This is a genomic window from Amycolatopsis sp. NPDC051061 (assembly GCF_040682935.1).
Lineage (GTDB): Bacteria > Actinomycetota > Actinomycetes > Mycobacteriales > Pseudonocardiaceae > Amycolatopsis.
Map to the genome: position 1 here is coordinate 131196 of NZ_JBFBBZ010000020.1, position 17087 is coordinate 148282.

At 72.3% G+C, this 17087-nt stretch carries 21 protein-coding genes; 9 read left to right on the forward strand and 12 right to left on the reverse strand.

The annotated features are described in order from the left end of the window. The first annotated feature begins 29 nt into the window (after positions 1 to 29). The 5 genes from AB0N03_RS26390 to AB0N03_RS26410 are packed head-to-tail and all read left to right on the forward strand — an operon-like array spanning position 30 to position 2974. Entirely contained in the window at positions 30 to 392 is a 363-nt protein-coding gene (locus AB0N03_RS26390; protein ID WP_364376988.1) for a metalloregulator ArsR/SmtB family transcription factor, read from the forward strand. Beyond that, positions 389 to 1453 (forward strand): ACR3 family arsenite efflux transporter, encoded by a 1065-nt coding sequence (gene arsB / locus AB0N03_RS26395; RefSeq protein WP_364376990.1) that lies wholly within the window; start codon positions 389 to 391, stop codon positions 1451 to 1453. Before AB0N03_RS26390 ends, arsB begins: the two co-directional genes overlap by 4 nt. Beyond that, a complete protein-coding gene (locus tag AB0N03_RS26400; protein ID WP_364376991.1) occupies positions 1450 to 1857 on the forward strand; it encodes an arsenate reductase ArsC in 408 nt (135 codons plus the stop codon). Before arsB ends, AB0N03_RS26400 begins: the two co-directional genes overlap by 4 nt. A 41-nt stretch (positions 1858 to 1898) precedes the next feature. After that, complete coding sequence (locus AB0N03_RS26405) at positions 1899 to 2252, forward strand: metalloregulator ArsR/SmtB family transcription factor (protein WP_364376993.1); 354 nt, start codon at positions 1899 to 1901, stop codon at positions 2250 to 2252. Next, on the forward strand, positions 2249 to 2974 hold the full coding sequence (locus tag AB0N03_RS26410; protein ID WP_364376995.1) for a methyltransferase domain-containing protein: 726 nt from the start codon (positions 2249 to 2251) through the stop codon (positions 2972 to 2974). The genes AB0N03_RS26405 and AB0N03_RS26410 overlap by 4 nt, the downstream gene beginning before the upstream one ends. An 8-nt stretch (positions 2975 to 2982) precedes the next feature. Here the strand turns inward: AB0N03_RS26410 and chrA are convergent, their stop codons facing one another. The 5 genes from chrA to AB0N03_RS26435 are packed head-to-tail and all read right to left on the reverse strand — an operon-like array spanning position 2983 to position 7128. Next, positions 2983 to 4152, reverse strand: a complete 1170-nt coding sequence (gene chrA, locus AB0N03_RS26415) for a chromate efflux transporter (RefSeq protein ID WP_364376997.1) — start codon at positions 4150 to 4152, stop codon at positions 2983 to 2985. Next, entirely contained in the window at positions 4149 to 4541 is a 393-nt protein-coding gene (locus tag AB0N03_RS26420; protein ID WP_364376999.1) for a VOC family protein, read from the reverse strand. The genes chrA and AB0N03_RS26420 overlap by 4 nt, the downstream gene beginning before the upstream one ends. A 7-nt stretch (positions 4542 to 4548) precedes the next feature. Continuing rightward, the gene (locus tag AB0N03_RS26425; protein ID WP_364377001.1) at positions 4549 to 5313 is read right to left on the reverse strand and encodes a MarR family transcriptional regulator; all 765 of its coding nucleotides are present in this window, start codon (positions 5311 to 5313) and stop codon (positions 4549 to 4551) included. Positions 5314 to 5359: 46 nt separating this feature from the next. Continuing rightward, entirely contained in the window at positions 5360 to 6022 is a 663-nt protein-coding gene (locus AB0N03_RS26430) for a response regulator transcription factor (protein WP_364377003.1), read from the reverse strand. Further along, positions 6019 to 7128: a histidine kinase gene (locus AB0N03_RS26435; protein WP_364377005.1), complete on the reverse strand. Its 1110-nt coding sequence runs from the start codon at positions 7126 to 7128 to the stop codon at positions 6019 to 6021. The genes AB0N03_RS26430 and AB0N03_RS26435 overlap by 4 nt, the downstream gene beginning before the upstream one ends. A gap of 201 nt (positions 7129 to 7329) precedes the next feature. Here AB0N03_RS26435 and AB0N03_RS26440 point away from each other — a divergent pair, with 201 nt between their 5' ends. Beyond that, positions 7330 to 7650, forward strand: coding sequence for a DUF6223 family protein (locus tag AB0N03_RS26440; protein WP_364377007.1), 321 nt, complete (start codon positions 7330 to 7332; stop codon positions 7648 to 7650). A gap of 43 nt (positions 7651 to 7693) precedes the next feature. Here AB0N03_RS26440 and AB0N03_RS26445 read toward each other — a convergent pair whose 3' ends face one another. Beyond that, on the reverse strand, positions 7694 to 9856 hold the full coding sequence (locus tag AB0N03_RS26445; RefSeq protein WP_364377009.1) for a DUF6351 family protein: 2163 nt from the start codon (positions 9854 to 9856) through the stop codon (positions 7694 to 7696). Between the two features lie 16 nt (positions 9857 to 9872). Between AB0N03_RS26445 and AB0N03_RS26450 the strand changes: the two genes are divergently transcribed. Next, positions 9873 to 10133 carry a hypothetical protein gene (locus AB0N03_RS26450; RefSeq protein ID WP_364377011.1) on the forward strand — a complete coding sequence of 87 codons (261 nt, stop codon included), beginning with the start codon at positions 9873 to 9875 and terminating at the stop codon, positions 10131 to 10133. A 13-nt stretch (positions 10134 to 10146) separates the two neighbouring features. Here the strand turns inward: AB0N03_RS26450 and AB0N03_RS26455 are convergent, their stop codons facing one another. Continuing rightward, positions 10147 to 11382, reverse strand: coding sequence for an MFS transporter (locus AB0N03_RS26455; protein ID WP_364377013.1), 1236 nt, complete (start codon positions 11380 to 11382; stop codon positions 10147 to 10149). 59 nt (positions 11383 to 11441) lie between these two features. Between AB0N03_RS26455 and AB0N03_RS26460 the strand changes: the two genes are divergently transcribed. Then, on the forward strand, positions 11442 to 12539 hold the full coding sequence (locus AB0N03_RS26460) for an ROK family transcriptional regulator (protein ID WP_364377015.1): 1098 nt from the start codon (positions 11442 to 11444) through the stop codon (positions 12537 to 12539). A 1-nt stretch (position 12540) separates the two neighbouring features. Here the strand turns inward: AB0N03_RS26460 and AB0N03_RS26465 are convergent, their stop codons facing one another. The 3 genes from AB0N03_RS26465 to AB0N03_RS26475 all read right to left on the reverse strand — a co-directional run bounded on the left by AB0N03_RS26465 (position 12541) and on the right by AB0N03_RS26475 (position 14551). Continuing rightward, positions 12541 to 13092, reverse strand: coding sequence for an isochorismatase family cysteine hydrolase (locus AB0N03_RS26465; protein WP_364377017.1), 552 nt, complete (start codon positions 13090 to 13092; stop codon positions 12541 to 12543). A 65-nt stretch (positions 13093 to 13157) separates the two neighbouring features. Then, positions 13158 to 13733: an SDR family oxidoreductase gene (locus tag AB0N03_RS26470; RefSeq protein ID WP_364377019.1), complete on the reverse strand. Its 576-nt coding sequence runs from the start codon at positions 13731 to 13733 to the stop codon at positions 13158 to 13160. A gap of 398 nt (positions 13734 to 14131) precedes the next feature. Continuing rightward, positions 14132 to 14551 (reverse strand): DUF1232 domain-containing protein, encoded by a 420-nt coding sequence (locus tag AB0N03_RS26475; protein ID WP_364377021.1) that lies wholly within the window; start codon positions 14549 to 14551, stop codon positions 14132 to 14134. 168 nt (positions 14552 to 14719) lie between these two features. On the opposite strand from AB0N03_RS26475, the gene AB0N03_RS26480 reads away from it, so the two are divergent. Then, positions 14720 to 15766 carry a sodium:proton exchanger gene (locus AB0N03_RS26480; RefSeq protein WP_364377023.1) on the forward strand — a complete coding sequence of 349 codons (1047 nt, stop codon included), beginning with the start codon at positions 14720 to 14722 and terminating at the stop codon, positions 15764 to 15766. Here the strand turns inward: AB0N03_RS26480 and pqqE are convergent. Next, on the reverse strand, positions 15723 to 16805 hold the full coding sequence (pqqE, locus tag AB0N03_RS26485) for a pyrroloquinoline quinone biosynthesis protein PqqE (RefSeq protein ID WP_364377025.1): 1083 nt from the start codon (positions 16803 to 16805) through the stop codon (positions 15723 to 15725). The two genes, AB0N03_RS26480 and pqqE, sit on opposite strands and share 44 nt — an antisense overlap. After that, positions 16798 to 17085, reverse strand: coding sequence for a pyrroloquinoline quinone biosynthesis peptide chaperone PqqD (pqqD, locus tag AB0N03_RS26490; protein WP_364377027.1), 288 nt, complete (start codon positions 17083 to 17085; stop codon positions 16798 to 16800). The genes pqqE and pqqD overlap by 8 nt, the downstream gene beginning before the upstream one ends. Positions 17086 to 17087 lie beyond the last annotated feature (2 nt).

Below are 17087 nucleotides of genomic sequence, written 5' to 3' on the forward strand. Positions count from 1 at the left end.
TCTAGATAGATGTCTGTCAAGATAGACGCATGCCGAAACAGCTGCCGGTCGTCGCGATGGACACGTGCTGCTCCCCGCTCGCGCGCGAGCCCCTGTCCGCCGGGCAGGCGATCGAGTTGTCGAAGTTGTTCAAGGCCATGGCCGACCCGGTCCGGCTGCGCCTGCTGTCGCTGATCGCCTCCCACGCGGGCGGCGAGGCGTGCGTCTGCGACCTGACCGACGCGTTCGACCTCACCGGCCCGACCATCTCCCACCACCTCAAGGTGCTCCGCGAGTCCGGCCTGATCACCGGTGAACGGCGCGGAACGTGGGTGTACTACCGCGTCCACCCCGAGGTGCTGGCCCGACTGTCGGCCGTTCTGGTTCCCGGCGACGCGATCGTCCCGGCGTGACGGACAAGGTCGTCGGCAAGCTGTCCACTTTGGACCGGTTCCTGCCCGGGTGGATCGCGGCCGCGATGGCCGCCGGTGTCCTGGCCGGACGCGGGGTCCCTGGCCTGAACACCGCCCTCTCCGCCGTCGAGGTGGACGGGATCTCGCTCCCGATCGCCCTCGGGCTGCTGGTGATGATGTACCCGGTGCTGGCGAAGGTCCGCTACGACCGGCTCGCCACGGTCACCCGCGACCGGCGGCTGCTGTGGCCGTCGCTGGTGCTGAACTGGGTCGTCGGCCCCGCGCTGATGTTCGCCCTCGCGTGGCTGCTGCTGCCGGACCTGCCGGAGTACCGGACCGGGCTGATCATCGTCGGCCTGGCCCGCTGCATCGCCATGGTGATCATCTGGAACGACCTGGCCTGCGGCGATCGCGAAGCCGCCGCCGTGCTGGTCGCGCTGAACTCGGTCTTCCAGGTGATCGCGTTCGGGCTGCTGGGCTGGTTCTACCTCTCGGTCCTGCCCGCCCGGCTCGGACTTCCGCAAGCCGACCTCGCGGTGTCCGGGTGGCAGATCGCGAAAAGCGTGCTGATCTTCCTCGGCATCCCGCTGGTCGCCGGCTACCTGACCCGGCGCCTCGGCGAGCGTGCCCGAGGTCGGGCTTGGTACGAGACGCGGTTCCTGCCCAAGATCGGCCCGGCCGCGCTCTACGGGCTGCTGTTCACCATCGTCGTGCTCTTCGCCTTGCAGGGCGAGCAGATCACCGGCCGGCCGTGGGACGTCGTCCGGATCGCTGTGCCGCTGCTGGTCTACTTCGGACTGATGTGGGCCGGTTCCTTCGCGTTCGGCAAAGCCGTGGGCCTGTCCTACGAACGCACCACGACCCTGGCGTTCACCGCCGCGGGCAACAACTTCGAACTCGCCATCGCCGTGGCCATCGCGACGTTCGGGGCCACCAGCGGGCAGGCGCTGGCCGGCGTCGTCGGCCCGCTGATCGAAGTGCCGGTGCTCGTCGCCCTCGTGTACGTCTCTCTCGCCTTGCGCCGCCGCTTCACCGCCGCTCCCCTGGAGGTCGCCCCGTGAACACGCCGCAAGTCCTCTTCGTCTGCGTCCACAACGCCGGCCGGTCCCAGATGGCCGCCGCGCTGCTGCACCGCCACGCCGCCGGTCGCGTTGCCGTCCGGTCCGCGGGCTCGGCTCCCGCGAGTGAGGTGAACCCGGCCGTGGTCGCGGTCATGGCCGAACTCGGGATCGACGTCTCACGCGAGTTTCCCCAGCGGTTGACCACCGACGCGGTCGAAGCCGCCGACGTCGTCATCACCATGGGGTGCGGTGACGCGTGCCCGATCTTCCCGGGCAAGCGCTATCTCGACTGGCAGCTCGACGATCCCGCGGGACTCCCGGTCGAGCGGGTACGCCCGATCCGCGACGAGATCGACCGCCGCGTCCGGGCGCTGCTGGCCGAGCTGGTCCCCGCCACCGCTTGAACCCGGCGGCTTCCGCGCGCGCCTTTCATCGTCTATCGTCGATGGACGATGGAAGGAGCGCCGTGCTCGATCGCGACATCGCCGAGACCTACGCGGGCTGGTTCCGCGCGCTGGCCGACCCGACCCGGGTGCAGGTCCTGAACCTGCTGGCGTCCACCAGCCGCCCGATGACGGTCGGCGAGATCGTCGAACAGGTCGACGTGGGCCAGTCCACCGTGTCCGCGCACCTCAAGATCCTCACCGAAGCCCGGTTCGTGCTCGTCGAACCCCGCGGCACCGCCCGGCTCTACCAGGTCAACCAGCGCTGCGTGTCCTGCTTCCCGACCGCCGCCGACGTCGTCATGGGCCGGGCCGCCCCCAGGTTCGCCGACGTCGCCTGCGAGGCCGGCCGATGAACCCCGACCGCGACGCCGTGCACGATCGCTACGCCGCCGCCGCGCGGCGAGCCCTCGCCGGGGAGGGAACCGGCCTGCTCAGCGGCGACGGGGACGCCGAACGGCTGGGCGCCGTGCACTACGCCGGGGAGGAGATCCCGGCCGAGGTGGGCGCGACCAGCCTCGGCTGCGGCAACCCGCTCGCCGTCGCCGAACTGCGCCCCGGCGAGACCGTGCTCGACCTCGGTTCCGGGGGCGGCCTCGACGTTCTGCTCTCCGCCCGCCGGGTCGGCCCGGCCGGCCGGGCCATCGGCCTCGACATGACCGACGACATGCTCACCCTCGCCCGCCGGCACGCCGAGCGGGCCGGGGTGAGCAACGCCGAGTTCGTCCGGGGCACGATCGAACGGATCCCGCTGCCGGACGCCTCGGTCGACGTCGTCATCTCCAACTGCGTCATCGCCCTCTCCCCCGACAAGCCGGCCGTGTTCGCCGAAATCGCGCGCGTCCTGCGTCCCGGCGGCCGGCTCGGCATCACCGACATCCTCGCCGGCGACACGCTCACCGACGCCGAACGCGCGGCCCGCACCGGCGCGGTCGAGTGCCTCGGCGGCGCGCTCACCGCCGACCGCTACCGGGCGCTCCTGCGCGACGCCGGGTTCGTCGGTGTCGACGTCCGGCTCACCCACGAAGTCGGCGACAAGCTGCACTCGGCGATCATCCGTGCCGCCACGCCGGTATAACCCGCGTATCAGTGCGGCAACGGCGCGCCGAGCACCGCGAGCAGGACGCCGGCCCCACCGGCGGCGAGCAGGGTCAGCACCACCCCCCGCCGCAGGAGCAAGAGCAGGACGGCGGCCCCGGCGAGCACGCCGTACTGCCAGGCCTGGGTGAGAGCCAGGGTCAAGGGGATGGCCGAGCCGAGGATCGCGCCGATCGCGGCCGGTCCGGCGCCGTCGAGGAACGCGCGGACGGCCAGGTTCCCGCGCAGCCGGTCGAAGTGCCGGGCGCCGAGCAGGACGAACACGAAGGACGGCGAGAACGCGATGGCCGAAGCCAGCAGTCCGCCGCCGAGACCGGCGGCCGCGTAGCCGACCACGGCGACGGTCTGCACCACTGGCCCGGGCGTGATCTGACCGAGCGCGACGGCGTTGAGGAACTGGCCGCCGGTCATCCAGTGGTAATGGTCCACGGCGTCGGCCTGCATGAGCGGGATGATCACGAACCCGCCGCCGTAGGACAACGCGCCGACCTTCAGCGCCACCCACGCCACCGACAGCAGGACACCGGCACTCGCGGCGCCGGCGAGCACGCTTTTCCCGGCGGGGACCAGCAATGCGGCGGGTGACGCGCCGGCGTCGCGGGAGCGGTGCACCGTCCACTCGACGATGCCGCAGCCCAGCAGCACCAGGACGAGCCAGGGGCCGAGGATCGCCGCGGCGGCGAGCCCGGCGCCGAGATAGGCACCCCAGCGCAGCCGGTTCGCCGCCGCCGATCGGCGCCGGCTCGCCGGGATCAGGCCGACCCCGGCGTGCACGGCCACCGCGGCCACCGCCGCGCCCGCGCCGGCTCCGGCGCCGGTCACCCAGGCCGGTGGCGTACCGGTGAGGAACAGCGCGGCCAGGACGAGGATGACGACGAGACCGGGCACGATGAACGCGACACCGCCGGCCAGCGCACCCCAGCGGCCGCGGACCCGCCAGGCGCAGAAGATCGACAGCTGGGTGGACGCCGGTCCCGGGAGCAGGTTGCACGCCGCGACCGCGTCCTCGAACTCCCGCGCCGACAGCCACTTCCGCCGGTCCACGCACAGGGCGCGCAGCAACGCGATGTGGGTGGGCGGACCGCCGAAGCCGATGCAGCCGATCCGGCCCCACTCCCGGACCACGGTCAGCAGCCCGGGCGCGGACCCCTGCGTCACCGGGTGGCCGGCTGGAACAGTTCGACGGGGTTCCCGGCGGGGTCGTCGAGCAGGATCTGGCGGCCACCGGGGCCGGTGACCACGTCGTTGCGGAACCCGATCCCGGCGGCGCGCAGGCGCGCCACCTCGGCGTCGATGTCCTCGACGAGCAGGTGGATGCGATTCCAGCCACCGGGTTCCGGAGTCCGGCCGTCGGGCATCGGGCGGCCGGCCGAGCTGGCCGGCCCGCTCAGCAGCAGGCGCAGGTTTCCGCGCACGACGTCGGCGAACGCCGGGGCCGCGTCGGTCCGCAGCGTGAAGCCGAGGTGCTCGGTGTAGAAGGCGACGGCGGCCTCGACGTCGTCGACGAGGTAGCGCACGTGGACCAGGCCGGTCAGGTCGGTGGACATCTTCGGATCACCTCTTCCTTTCGGTGTCGGCCAATGTGGCGAGGTGGTGCAGCAGGAACCGGGCCCGGCCGTCGAGTTCGGCGGCGGTGCGCTCGAAGGCGGGGTAGGTCTCGGGGTCGGTGTCGCCTTCGAGTGCCGGGTCGGGCACGCTCCAGTGGATCGTCTCGGGGTGGCCGGGGAACTCCGGGCAGACTTCGCGGACCCGGTCGCAGAGGCTGATCACCGCGTCGAAGTGCCGGTCCCGCACCGTGTCCAGGTGGGTCGGCTCGGGGGACAGGGTGATGCCGTAGCCGCGGAGCACGCGCACGGCGTTGGGGTGCACCGGTTTCGGGCGGCTGCCGGCGCTGGCGACGTCGACCACGCCCCCGCCGCGGTGGCTCAGCAGCGCGGCGGCCATCGGCGAGCGCGCGCTGTTTCCCGTGCAGAGGAACAACACCCGGCGACGAACGGCTGCCGGAGCCGGCGGCGCGACGGGGTCGAGCCGCAGGCCCGGGTGCAGGGCCGCGCCCGCGTCGGCCAGCAACCCCGCGCACTGCTCCAGGTCGAGGTGGTAGTAGGTGTCGCGCCCGTCGTAGCTGCTGCGCCGCGCCACCACGAGCTCGGCCGCCCGCAGCTTGCTCAGGTGGTAGGACAGCAGGTTCTGCGGCTGCCCGAGCCGTTCCACCAGCTCCCGCACCCGGCGATCGCTGTGGGACAGCTCGCGCAGCAGCCGCCACCGCACGGGGTGGCCCGCCAGCCGCACGAACGACGGCGACGCTTCGGCTTGCGACACGAGAAGGACGATACATCAATCTGGATTGATGTAAATCCCCCTGGGTTCAGGAGCTACCGGGAGTGACGAGGCCGGATTCGTAGGCGAGGATCACGAGCTGGGCGCGGTCGCGGGCGTGCAGCTTGGTCATGGCCCGGTTGACGTGGGTCTTCGCGGTCAGCGGGCTGATCCCCATGCGGCCGGCGATCTCGTCGGTGGACAGACCCCGCGCGACGAGCGCGACGGCTTCGCGTTCCCGGTTGGTCAGTTCCGTCAGCCCGGTTCCGGTCCGGGGGGCGGGCGGCTGGGTGACGTAGCGGTCGATCAGCTTGCGGGTGATCGACGGCGCGAGCAGGGCGTCGCCCCGCGCGGCGACGCGGATGGCGTGCAGGAAGTCCTCCGGCCGGATGTCCTTGACGAGGAACCCGGCCGCGCCGGCGCGCAGCGCGTCGAAGACGTATTCGTCCAGGCCGTAGTTGGTCAGGATGACGACGTGCACCGGAGCGAGCGCCGGATCCGCGGCGATGCGCCGGGTCGCTTCGATGCCGTCGAGGACCGGCATCCGGATGTCGACGAGAGCGATGTCGGGCCGGAGTTCCCGGGCCAGCGCGAGACATTCGCGGCCGTCGGCGGCCTCGGCCACCACCTCGATGTCGTCCTCGATGTCGAGCAGCGCGCGGAACCCGCTGCGGATGAGCGGCTGGTCGTCGGCCAGCAGGACCCGGATCACGACGCCGGAGCCACGGGAAGCTCGGCTTGGACGGTGAAGCCGCCTTCGCCGCGCGGCGCCGCGTTCAGCCGGCCGCCGAGGGCGGTGACCCGTTCCCGCATCCCGAGCAGCCCGGTGCCGGGCACCGGCGCGACGTCCGGGGTGGCCGTGCCGTCGTCGTCCACCTGGATGACCAGGGCTTCGGGCTGGTAACCGATCCGGATCGCCGCGGTGGCGGCACCGGCGTGCCGGGCGATGTTGGTCAGCGACTCCTGGACGATCCGGTACGCGGTCCGGTCCACCGCCGCCGGCACGTCGGTGCGCTGCCCCTCGATCGTCAGCCGGGCGTCCAAGCCGGTCGTCCGGGCCTGCGTCACCAGGTCCGGGACGTGGTCGAGCCCGTGCGGCGGGGCCGTGTCGTCGTCGCGCAGCGCCTCCAGCGTCGCCCGCAGTTCCCGGGCCGCCTCACGACCGGCGTCCCGGATCGCCAGCAGCGCCTCCGGCACGTCCTCACCCCGCTTGCGGGCGACGTGGACGGCGGCCTCGGCGTGCACCTTGATCACGGAGATCTGGTGGGTGAGCGAGTCGTGCAGCTCGCGCGCGATGTGCAGCCGCTCCTCGTCGGCGCGGCGCCGCGCGGTCTCCTCGCGGGTGCGCTCGGCCTCGTCCGCCCGGCGCTCGGCCTGCCGCAACGCTTCACCCGCCGCGCCGGCGGCGATCAGCCAGGCCAGCTCGAGGGCGCCCCGGGCCTGCGCGAACGCCTCGCCGGTGTCGTGCAGGCCCGAAGCCAGGGCCGCGAGGGGCAGCGCGACCAGCATCAGCACGCTCGCGACCACCGTGCTCGTGCGACGGCCGGCTCGCACGGCGGCGTACACGGCGAACAGGTACGCGACGGCGGGCACGTCGAAACCGGCCCCCAGGTACCCCACCGCACACAGCCCGGTGACGGCGAGGACGGCGACCGGAGCCCGACGGCGCGCGGCCAGCGCCAAGCCGCCGGCCGTCAGCGAGGCGTAGCCGAGCAGGTCGAGAGCGGTCGCCGCGTGCTGCCCGGACAGCCCGGTGACCAGCAGGATCGCCGCCACGCCGACGGCGACCAGCCCGTCCACCGCACCGATCCGCCTCATGCGCGAACCCTAACCGGATGTTCGCCCGGGCACCTCCTACGCACGGAGTACTGCATCCGCGGTACTCGCGCGACGCTTGCCGCGTCCGCGGTAGCCGGATGCGGCCGCGGCGGCAGCGCGAAATGCCTGTGTTCGCCAGACGACCGGAGGGGGTCCGACGGACATGCTCTGGGGAAGACCCAAAAGGAGAAGGAGAAACCCATGTCTGTACATCACTTGCTCACGACCGCCACCTACGCGATCACCCCCGGACGGCTCGTAGGCTCCGTGGCCGCCTTGGTGGCGCTGGCCGGAGTGGTCATCGGCCTGCGGGCCCTGGTTCGCCACGGCAGACAGAGCGCCTTCGCGGCTCTGTTCGCGGGGGTGGCCGGCATGGCCACCGGCGGGGCGGTCGTCGCGGCCGCCGAGGGTGGTCCCGGCACGGGCTACGGCATCGTCGGCGGCTTCGCGGCTCTCGCGATCGGGCTCGTCGCCGCGGTCCTCGGCGGGCTGGCCCTGGCCCGCTCCCGCCACACCGCGTGAGCCTGACGAACACGACTCGAGCCACCGGCGCCACCGTCGTGCGTCACCGCAGCTTCTTCGGCGGGGTGGTGCCCGTCCGTTCGTCGCCGTAGCTCAGCCAGGTTCCGATCGGCGCGCGCTGCCCGACGCCCGGGCGGCGGTAGTCGCACACTCCGCCGGGGAACGTCGCCCGCAGCCGCTTCTGGTCCGCCGTGGTGAAGGTGACCGGGTAGTCGCGGAAGTTCAGCGGCTGGAGCCGGCACTTCAGCACGTCGAGGGACAGGCCCTCCCCCGCGACCATCCGGGTGTTGGCCGCCACCGGGTACTGCGCGCCGCACCGGCCGGTCGCCGGGTACGTCAGCTTTTCGTTGATGCGCGACGCGGCCGAGAGGTAGCAACCGTCGCCGAGATCGCGCGGCCGGTTCGCCAGCACCTTCTGCTGGAGGCTCCGGTGCGAACCGTCGGCGTCGATCGCGGTGAGCCAGCGGTCCATCGCGTCGAGCTCGTAGACGCTGGCAGCCGCCGCTTCGGCCGCGGTCGCGTGGTTTTCGATGATGACCTGGTTGCCCGCCGTGCCGTTGGCGCGCAGAAGCCGTTGCCGCATCACGTAAGACCACTCGGTGGTGTGGATGTCGTTGCCGAACCCGGCGAGGTCGAGGTCGGTCCGCTGGTCGATGATCGGCGTTTCCCGCAACCCCTGCGACGCCGAGTTCACGATGTCCTCGGCGTACACCGTGTCGAGTGCCTTCGGATCGGCTGCGATCCGCTGCGCCACGGGCTTTCCGGTGTAGTCGAGGCCGCCGATGGCGGCGTTGAGATCCACGAACTGCGCCGCGGTGATCGTCCCGGCCTTCAGCGCGGCCAAGCCGTACTGCACGCCGGTGGTGTCCAGCGGGCTGCGCACGAACCCGGTCTTCGGGTCCCGCCCGATCTGGTTGGCCAGCTGCTCGTTGGAGTTGCACTTCACCCCGCGCGGGTTGGTGACCGGATCCCACCGCGCCGGGACCGGGATGGCCGCGTTGCAGCTGCCGGTCGCGGTGGCGCGGCTGGCGAAGGTCAGGTTCCAGGACACGCAGGTGTCATAGCTGGCGAAGCCCGCGACAGCCTGCTTCTGCGCCGCGGTGAACGACGCACCCGGCCCGGCGAAGTACTGCTCCAGCAAGCGGCAGTCCGACACCGGGCCGCCCGTGCTCAGCGGGTCCGGGAACGAGACGCCGGGGATGATGCCGTCGACGATGCCGGGGTAGTTCTCGGCGATGTCGTACTGCTGGATCGCCCCGCCCGAGCCACCCCAGCCGATGGTGTGGGCGACCGGGCCGTAGGTCTCGACGAAGTGCTCCTTGACCATCATCGCCGCTTCGGCCGAGATGATCGGGCTGCAGTTGTTGTCGAGCACGTTCAGGCTCGACGACGCGACCGCGTAGCCCTGGGCCAGGAACAGGTCGTTGACGACTCCGCCGGTCGAGTTGCCTTGGTGGTAGCCCGCGTTGCAGCCGCCGCCGAAGGTGTAGACCAGCTTCCCGTTCCAGCTGCTGTCCGGCGCGACGGGCGACGGCGCCCCGGCGTAGAGCGCCGCCATCTCGTAGACGGCGCGGTCGATCGTGCCGCGCTCGACGCGGACCACGTACGGCACCGCGTGCCCGCCGACCGTGGTCGTCGCGAGGTCCGCGGGCCGGCTCGCCGGGTCCGCCAGCGGCGCGAACGCCCCGGCGGTGGTCTTGTACTGGTAGCTCACCTGGGTCGGCGCGCTGCAGAGCGGCGGCGACGCCGCGGGGAGGCCGAACGCCTGGGTCTCGCAGTAGAACGGGTGCTGCTGCGAGCCGGAGAAGACGGGCCCGGTGCTCGGGTGGTTGGTGACGCGCAGGTTCGCCCGCTGGTCCGGGCCGTGTCCGTTCGTCCTGGCGCTCACGTCGTTGGCGCCGTCGCGCAGGCCGGTGACCAGGCCGAGCAGGCTGCCGTCCGGCTGAGCGCGGAAACTCGACGTGACGTCGTGGCCGTTGGCGCTGACGTTGACGCGGCCGGCCGGCGTTCTCTCCGGCGGGACGACCTTGACCAGGACCTGTCCCCCGCTGACGAGCGCCGGGCGCGGGTTCGACACCGTCTCGATCGTCAGCTGCCGCCCCCGCGGCGAGTCGGGAGCGGCCACCGCGGTCGCGGTCCCCAGCAGGAGGACGGGCGCGGTCAGAGCCGCCACCACGACCGATGAGCGCAAAGCACGGTTCGCCACCAGACACTCCGCTCGCATGGGGCATCGCGTCGTCGCGACACCGGGCAGCTGCCGGTATAGCACCTGCGGCCCGACCGGAACAACGTCCGGCGCGCGCTTCCGCGTTCAGGCCGCCCCGCCGGCGAGGTCGGCGGCGGTCCAGGCCATCGCGATGGCGCCGCCCGCCGAGCAACGGGCGCGGTTGCGGCAGATGCGCGACTACTACGTCTTCATGACCGAACAGCTCGAAGCGCTCTTGGCCGAGTACACCAGCCGGGTGACCGAGGCCGGCCGATAGCCGGTCCCGTTTCTCACGGTCGCCGCCGGCCACGTGCCGGCACGAGCTCATCCGCCGCTGTCCCGGTGGCGCCGCGGCGGTCCACCACGAACCCCACCACGGCCAGCGCGAGCCCGACTGCGCTCACCACCACCCCGGCCCACGCCGTCGCGCGGTACCCCAGGCCCACGGCGATGACGACGCTGCCCAGTGCCGCGCCGAGGCTGTTGGCCGTGTTGAACGCCGACTGGTTCAGCGCCGCACCCATCAGCTGGGCGCCCGGCGCCACCGCGATCAGCCGGGCCTGCAGCACCGGTCCGAGGAACAGGATCGTCCCGCCGATCAGGAACGCGCCGGTGAACAGGCCGAACGCCGAGCCCACGGTCAGTCCGAAGTAGACGTTCGCGACGATCACCGCGGCGAAGCCCACCACCATGGCGCGGCGCAGGTTCCGGTCGGCCTGCCAGCCACCCAGGAAATTGCCCACCGTCATGCCGAGCCCGACCGCGACGAGGGCCCACGGGACCGCACCCGGCGACAGCCCGGTGACCGACGTCGTGATCGGCGCGAGGTAGCTGTCGACGGCGAAGAACCCGGCGATCCCGATCGACGCGGTCACCGCGACCAGCCACACCTGCGGCCGGCGCAGCGCGCGCAACTCGTCGGCCGGCGACCCACCCGCGGCCGGCGCGTCCGGCACCGTGGCCGCCACCGCCACCAGCGCGAGCAGGAAGACCCCGGCGATGACCAGGTACGCCGTCCGCCAGCCCGCGGCCTGCCCCAGCCGGGTGATCACCGGGACACCGGCCACGTTCGCCACCGTCAGCCCGCTGAGCACCACGGCGAAACCGCGCCCCTCGCTGCCCGGCCCCATCAGCGTCGCCGCCAGCAGCCCGGCGGCCCCGAAGTACGCGCCGTGCGGCAAGCCCGCGGCGAACCGGGCCACCAGCACCAGACCGAACGTCGACGCCAGCGCGGACGCGACGGTGCCGAGCACGAACAGCACCAGCAGCCCGAGCACCAGCCATTTGCGCCGCATCCGCGCGGTGATCGTGGCGAGCACGGGCGCGCCGACGACCACGCCCAGCGCGTACGCGGTGATCATCCACCCGGCCCGCGCGACCGAATCCGGTTCGGCGTTCCCGAGCACGCTGCGCGCGATGTCCGGCAGCAGCCCGGCCGGCACGAACTCGGTCAGCCCGATCCCGACCGAACCGAGGGCCAGCGCGAGCAGCGCCGACCAGCGGCGCCGACGGGTGAGGTCGTCCATTCCGGCGACTTTAGCAACGCTGTTGCGTTAATACCAGAGCCCGGCGGTAGGGTGACGCCGTGCACCTGGCTTTCCTGCGGGACTACCACGAAGCGCTGGTGATCGCGCTGGCCCGGACCGTGCCCACGCTCGAGCGCGGCACCGTCGCCGAGGTCACCGGGCTGACCCCGCAGGCCGTGTCGAAGGTGCTGGCCCGGCTGGTCGACGAAGGGTTGCTCGAGCCGGCCGGCGTGCGGCGCCCGCCGCGAGGCAAACCGGCCGCGGTCTACCGGCTCGTCCCCGGCAGCCGCTGGGCGATCGGCGCGCACGTCAGCCGCCGCGCGCTGCGCCTGGTCCTCGCCGACCTGGCCGGCACCGTCCACGCTTCGACGGCGACGCCACTGCCCGCCGACTTCACGCCGGACCAGCTGCTGGACGAACTGGCGTCCGGCGTCACGACGATGATCACCGAGCACCGCCTGGCCGCCCCGGAGCTCGCCGGGGTCGGCATCGGCATGATCGGGCCGCTCGACCAGTCGACCGGCACCGTCCGCGGCGCCCACCGGCTACGGCACTGGCGAGACGTCCCGCTGGCCGAGCTCGCCGAGGCGCGGCTGGGACTGCCCGTGGTCGTCGACAAGGACGTCACCGCCGGCGTCACGGCCGAAGCCTGGCGCCGCGGAACCACCTTCCGCGACGCGGCCCTGGTCGTGGTCGACGCCGGAGTGGGCGCCGGCCTGTGGCTCGGCGGCAGCGCCCACCGCGGTTCGCACACCAACGCCAGCGAGTTCGGCCACGCCGTCGTCCAGCTCGACGGACCGCTCTGCGCCTGCGGCCGGCACGGCTGCCTGGAAGCCGTCCACGAGCAGGCCCCCGACCCCGCGGCGGCCGCCGCCGTGCTCGCGACCGGCGTGGTCAACCTCCTGCAGACCCTCGACCTCGGCCACATCGTCCTCGGCGGGGCGGACCTGCTCCCCCACGGCGACCTCTACCGGGAGGCCGTCGAACACGCCGTGCGCACCCAGCTGCCGGGCGCCGACTGGCTCACCGTGGAGGTTTCCCTGACCTCGCTGGGCCCGGACGTCGTGGCCGCCGGCGCGGCCATGCAGGTGCTCGACGCCCGCTACGGCCTCCCCGCCCCGACCCGGCCGCGCGAGCCCGTGGCGGCGAGTCGTTGACTCACGCCCGCGGAGACCAGTTCGCGCAGGTGCCGATGGTGAAGCCGCGGCCCGGGAAGACCTTGCGCACCAGCAGGTCGTGCACCTCCGGGTCGACGTCGCCGCACCCGTCCGACAACACCGCCACGCGGTAGCCGCGGTCGGCGGCGTCGTAGCAGGTGGCGGCGACCATCGCGCTGGTGGCCACCCCGGTGACCACGACCGCGCCGATCCCCCGCGCCCGCAGCACGACGTCCAGGTCCGTGCCCGCGAACGCGCTCGCGCGGCGCTTGACCACCACGACGTCCTCCTCGTGCACGGGCAGCGCCGGCTCGGTGCCCGCCGAGCCCTCGTGGAACGAGTCGCCGGCGTCGAAGAACCCCGCGAACAACGGATCGTCGTCCGGGAGGTCGGCGCGGTTGACGCGGAAAGCGGTCCGGATGAACACCACGAGCACCCCGGCGGCGCGCGCCCTCGGTAGCAGGTCCGCGACGCGGGGTACGGCGGCTGCGGCGAAGTCGTAGTGGTCGGTGATGCCCCGCTGGAGGTCACCGACGATGAGAGCCGTCTTCACGGGACGAGGCTACCGTCGAGGCGCTCCATCCGGCGGCCCACCGTGGCTTCGATCCGTCCCGCTGTTCAGCCGACGGCGGGGAGGCCACCGATGGCGTCGAGGGTCGTTCCGTTGACGTAGCTGGCGGCGTCGGAGGCGAGGAACGCCACGGCGCCGGCGATCTCCTCGGCCTCGGCCAAGCGCTGCAGGGCCACCGACTTGGCCGCTGCTTGGAAAGCAGCACCGTAGGCCGCGGTGCCCTCGGTGCGGGTCGGTCCCGCGGCCACGGCGTTGACGCGGACACCGGCCGATCCGAACTCCGCCGCCCACACGCGAGTGAGGGACTCCAGGGCCGCCTTCGAGGCGCCGTAGATGCCGGTGCCGAATCCGGGTGCGGCCGCGGCGCCACTGCTGATGTTGATCACCGCGCCCCGACCTCGTGTCGCCATCGCGGGCGCGAGGGCTTGGACGAGGAGGAACGGGGCGCGCAGGTTCACGTCGATGTGCGCGTCGAAGGTCGCCTGATCGGTCTCGACGGTGCCGGCGAACCGGAAGATGCCGGCGTTGTTGACGAGCCCGAACCCGACAGGATCGGGCCGGTAGCCGTGGGGGTCAGAGCAGGACAGCTGTCCGCGAGGCCCGGCGAACCTTCGTCGCGCCAACCGCTGGAAGCCTGCACTTCCAAGTCAGCCGAACGGAAGTACATCGGGACAAGGATGCTGGTCGGGCACCGTGCCCTGCTCGGCATCGTGCGCTTCGTTGCCGGGCCGCCGGCGCACACGGATCCGGTCCCAGCATCAACGGCGCCGGGGCGACCGATGGTCGCCGTGGGCGTCCCCGGTCGGTTCGGGGCGAGCAGCTCGATGAAACCGCAGGCAGGAGCCCTAGCTGCCGAGCATCACCCGGGTGCGTGGGTGTGCGTAGATGGTATAGGCCGACCAGGACGGATCGTCGGGCCGGTTTTGGCGCGCAGCGAGCCGCGCCGACATCATCGCGGCACCGACGGTATCCCCCTGTGCCAGGCCGTGATAGAAGGCGAGGAGCCCGCGGCACCCGGTCTTCACGCGGAACGGTCCAGCCCGGCCAGGCGGGTGAGAACGGCGAAACCGTCGTCCGTGCCGGGCCAGCGCGCCCGCACGGCCTCGAGCCCGGCGCGGCGGATGACACCGCGGAGCACCGCGATGACGACGATCGCGTCGTCGGCATAACCGAGGACCGGGATCACGTCGGGGATCAGGTCGATCGGGAAGGCCAGGTAGGCCAGCAGGAGTCCCAGCCGGATCCGGATGCCGCGTGGGAGGGCGGGGTCCGCGGCGAGCGCGCGGACCAGGCGCAGCACGTCGGGCAGCAGCCGCAACGCCTCGCGCAGCAGGCCGCCCCGGGGCCGCACCACGATCAGGACCACGACCAGCGCGAGCCAGGCCACCAGCAAGGCCGAAGCAACACCGATCAGGAGATCCCACCAGAACGAGCCGGTCACCCCCGGATCGTAATGCCGGTACCGACCGCAGCGGAAATCGTAGGACTCCGCCCGTGAATGGAAAGTTTTCTCGCTCTTGTTTTCACCCGGGCGAGAAAGCATGGCCGGAACGACATCGATCTGCGACGATCGGATACGGGGGCCTTCTCGGAAAGGAACTCCGGTGCGATGTCGATCGTGATGTTCGTCGTCGGCGCGGCTTTGCTGATCTACAGCGCGGAGAAGCTGATCGTCTACCTCGTGGGCGCGGCGGCCGGGCTGCGGGTCTCGGTGTTCCTGCTCGCGATCGTCTTCACCGGAATCGAATTCGACGACGTCGCGCTCGGCGTCGCGCTGAACGTCGAAGATCTCAGCGATGTCGCGCTGGGAACCGTCTTCGGCACGGCGATCTCGATGATCGGAATCGTGCTCGCCCTCGCCGCGATCATTTCGCCGACGAAAGTGGACCTCCCGCGCCCGTACCTCGCACTGTTCGCCGCCGCGCCGGTGGTGCTGATCCCGTTCGTCGTCTTCCAACCCCTCACACCGCTCTACGGCGTGGTGCTCGTACTGCTTTTCGTGGCCTTCATCGGCTACGTGACCGCCCGGGAGCTCAAGCGCACCACACCGGTCTTCCGCAACGCGGAAGTCCTCGAAAAGCTGGCGGTCGGCGCGCGGCCCGGCCCGCCGCCGACGAGCGACGCCCCCACCGACAAGCCACCCTTCGCCGTGACGATGCCGTTCGGCAAGAACCGCCCGCTCCCCGGCTGGGCCGCGCTCGGGTTCGCCGTCGCCACGCTGGCCGGGCTCGTCGCCGGCGCCGCCATCACCAGTTACGGCACCCAAGGGATCCTCGAGGACTACCACCTCCAGGGCGCCTTGTTCGGCGCCACGATCGCCACCCTCGTGCTCACCCTCGAGGATCTGTTCCTGACCGTCGAACCCACCCGCAAGGGCGCGCCCGAACTGGGCGTCGGAAACGTCATCGGCAGTGTCGTCTTCGGCGTGACCGCGAAGCTCGGCATCATCCTGCTCGCGGGGGGCAGCATCGTCGTCGACGACGACGTCCTCTCCTGGCACCTGCCGGTGCTCGTCGGCATGACGGCCCTCGCGGCGTACTTCCTCTACACCCGCCGGTTGCGGCGCTGGCACGGCTTCCTGCTGCTCGCGCTCTACATCGCCTACTGGGCCCTCAGCTTCGCGTTCTTCGGCGGGGCACCGGTGGAGGCGGACTGACGGAGCCGGCGTTCGCCGCTTCGACGGCCCGCGCGACGAGGTCGTGGTCGGGCGAGAGGTGACAGACCGGGTCGGTGCGCGCAGCGTCGCCGGTGAGCTCGAACGCCTGGCACCGGCATCCCCCGAAGTCGAGTTCCCGCCGAGCGCAGCTCCGGCAGGGGTCCGGCAGCCAGTCCGTCCCCCGGAACGCCGTCATGACCGGCGCCTCGGCCCAGATCCGGGCCAGCGAGTCCTCCCGCACGGTGGCTCGCGGCAACGGCAGGGCCTGCGCCGCCGGGCACGGCAGGACGTCGCCGTTCGGCGTCACGGTCAGCTGCCGGGAGGCCCAGCCGCCCATGCAGGGCTTCGGGTAGCGGCTGTAGTAGTCGGGCAGGACGTAGAGGACGTCCATCCGATCCCGCAGCCGCTCGCGCGCGTCCCGGACGACGGTTTCGGCGGCGTCGAGCTGGGCCCGGCTCGGCAGCAGCGCGGCACGGTTTCGCCACGCCCAGCCGTAGTACTGGGTGTTCGCCAGCTCGACCCGGTCGGCGCCGGCCTCCTCGGCCAGCCCGAGCAGTTCGGCGACGCGGCCGATGTTCTGCCGGTGCAGCACCACGTTCAGGGTCAGCGGCCAGCCCAGCTCCTTGACCACGCGCATGGCCTCGACCTTGCGCCGGAAGGAGGTGGTCCCGGCGATCCGGTCGGACAGCACGGGTTCGTCGGACTGGATGCTGACCTGCACGTGGTCCAGGCCGGCGGCGCGCAGCCGCTCCGCCAACGGCGGCGAAAGCCCGAGGGCGCTGGTCACGAGGTTGGTGTACAGGCCGAGATCGTGGGCTTCCGCGACGATCTCGACGAGGTCGCGCCGCAGCAGCGGTTCGCCGCCGGACAGGTGGCACTGCAGCACCCCCAGCTCACGGGCCTCGGCCAGCACGCGCCGCCATTCGCCGGTGGTCAGCTCGTCGGAGTAGTCGGCCAGGTTGACGGGGTTGGAGCAGTACGCGCAGGCCAGCGGGCAGCGGTAGGTGAGCTCGGCCAGCAGTCCGAACGGGCTATCCATCGGCGAACTCCACCCAGCGCCGGGCGACGAGCCGCGTCAGGAACCGCCGCACCTCGTCCTCGGGGACGCTCCCGTACCGCGCCCCCAGCTCGGCCACGACCTCGGCCACGGTGCGCCGCCCGTCGCACAGCTCGAGGATGTCCGCTCCGCTGCCGTTCAGCACCACGACCGTCTCCGGGAGCAGCAGGACGTGGCGCTGCCGGGACCGGTCGAAACTCAGCCGGACGTGGCGGGCCAGGCGGGGACGATCCACTGTGGACACTGTGGGCACTTCGGACACCG

Excerpts from the sequence above, each read along its gene's own strand:
- AB0N03_RS26440 (WP_364377007.1), top strand. The coding sequence starts at position 7,330 with ATGTCTGTACATCACTTGCTCACGACCGCCACCTACGCGATCACCCCC.
- AB0N03_RS26480 (WP_364377023.1), top strand. The coding sequence starts at position 14,720 with ATGTCGATCGTGATGTTCGTCGTCGGCGCGGCTTTGCTGATCTACAGC.
- AB0N03_RS26390 (WP_364376988.1), top strand. The coding sequence starts at position 30 with ATGCCGAAACAGCTGCCGGTCGTCGCGATGGACACGTGCTGCTCCCCG.
- AB0N03_RS26450 (WP_364377011.1), top strand. The coding sequence starts at position 9,873 with ATGGGGCATCGCGTCGTCGCGACACCGGGCAGCTGCCGGTATAGCACC.
- AB0N03_RS26420 (WP_364376999.1), bottom strand. The coding sequence starts at position 4,541 with ATGTCCACCGACCTGACCGGCCTGGTCCACGTGCGCTACCTCGTCGAC.
- AB0N03_RS26435 (WP_364377005.1), bottom strand. The coding sequence starts at position 7,128 with ATGAGGCGGATCGGTGCGGTGGACGGGCTGGTCGCCGTCGGCGTGGCG.
- AB0N03_RS26405 (WP_364376993.1), top strand. The coding sequence starts at position 1,899 with ATGGACGATGGAAGGAGCGCCGTGCTCGATCGCGACATCGCCGAGACC.
- AB0N03_RS26455 (WP_364377013.1), bottom strand. The coding sequence starts at position 11,382 with ATGGACGACCTCACCCGTCGGCGCCGCTGGTCGGCGCTGCTCGCGCTG.
- pqqE (WP_364377025.1), bottom strand. The coding sequence starts at position 16,805 with ATGGATAGCCCGTTCGGACTGCTGGCCGAGCTCACCTACCGCTGCCCG.
- AB0N03_RS26410 (WP_364376995.1), top strand. The coding sequence starts at position 2,249 with ATGAACCCCGACCGCGACGCCGTGCACGATCGCTACGCCGCCGCCGCG.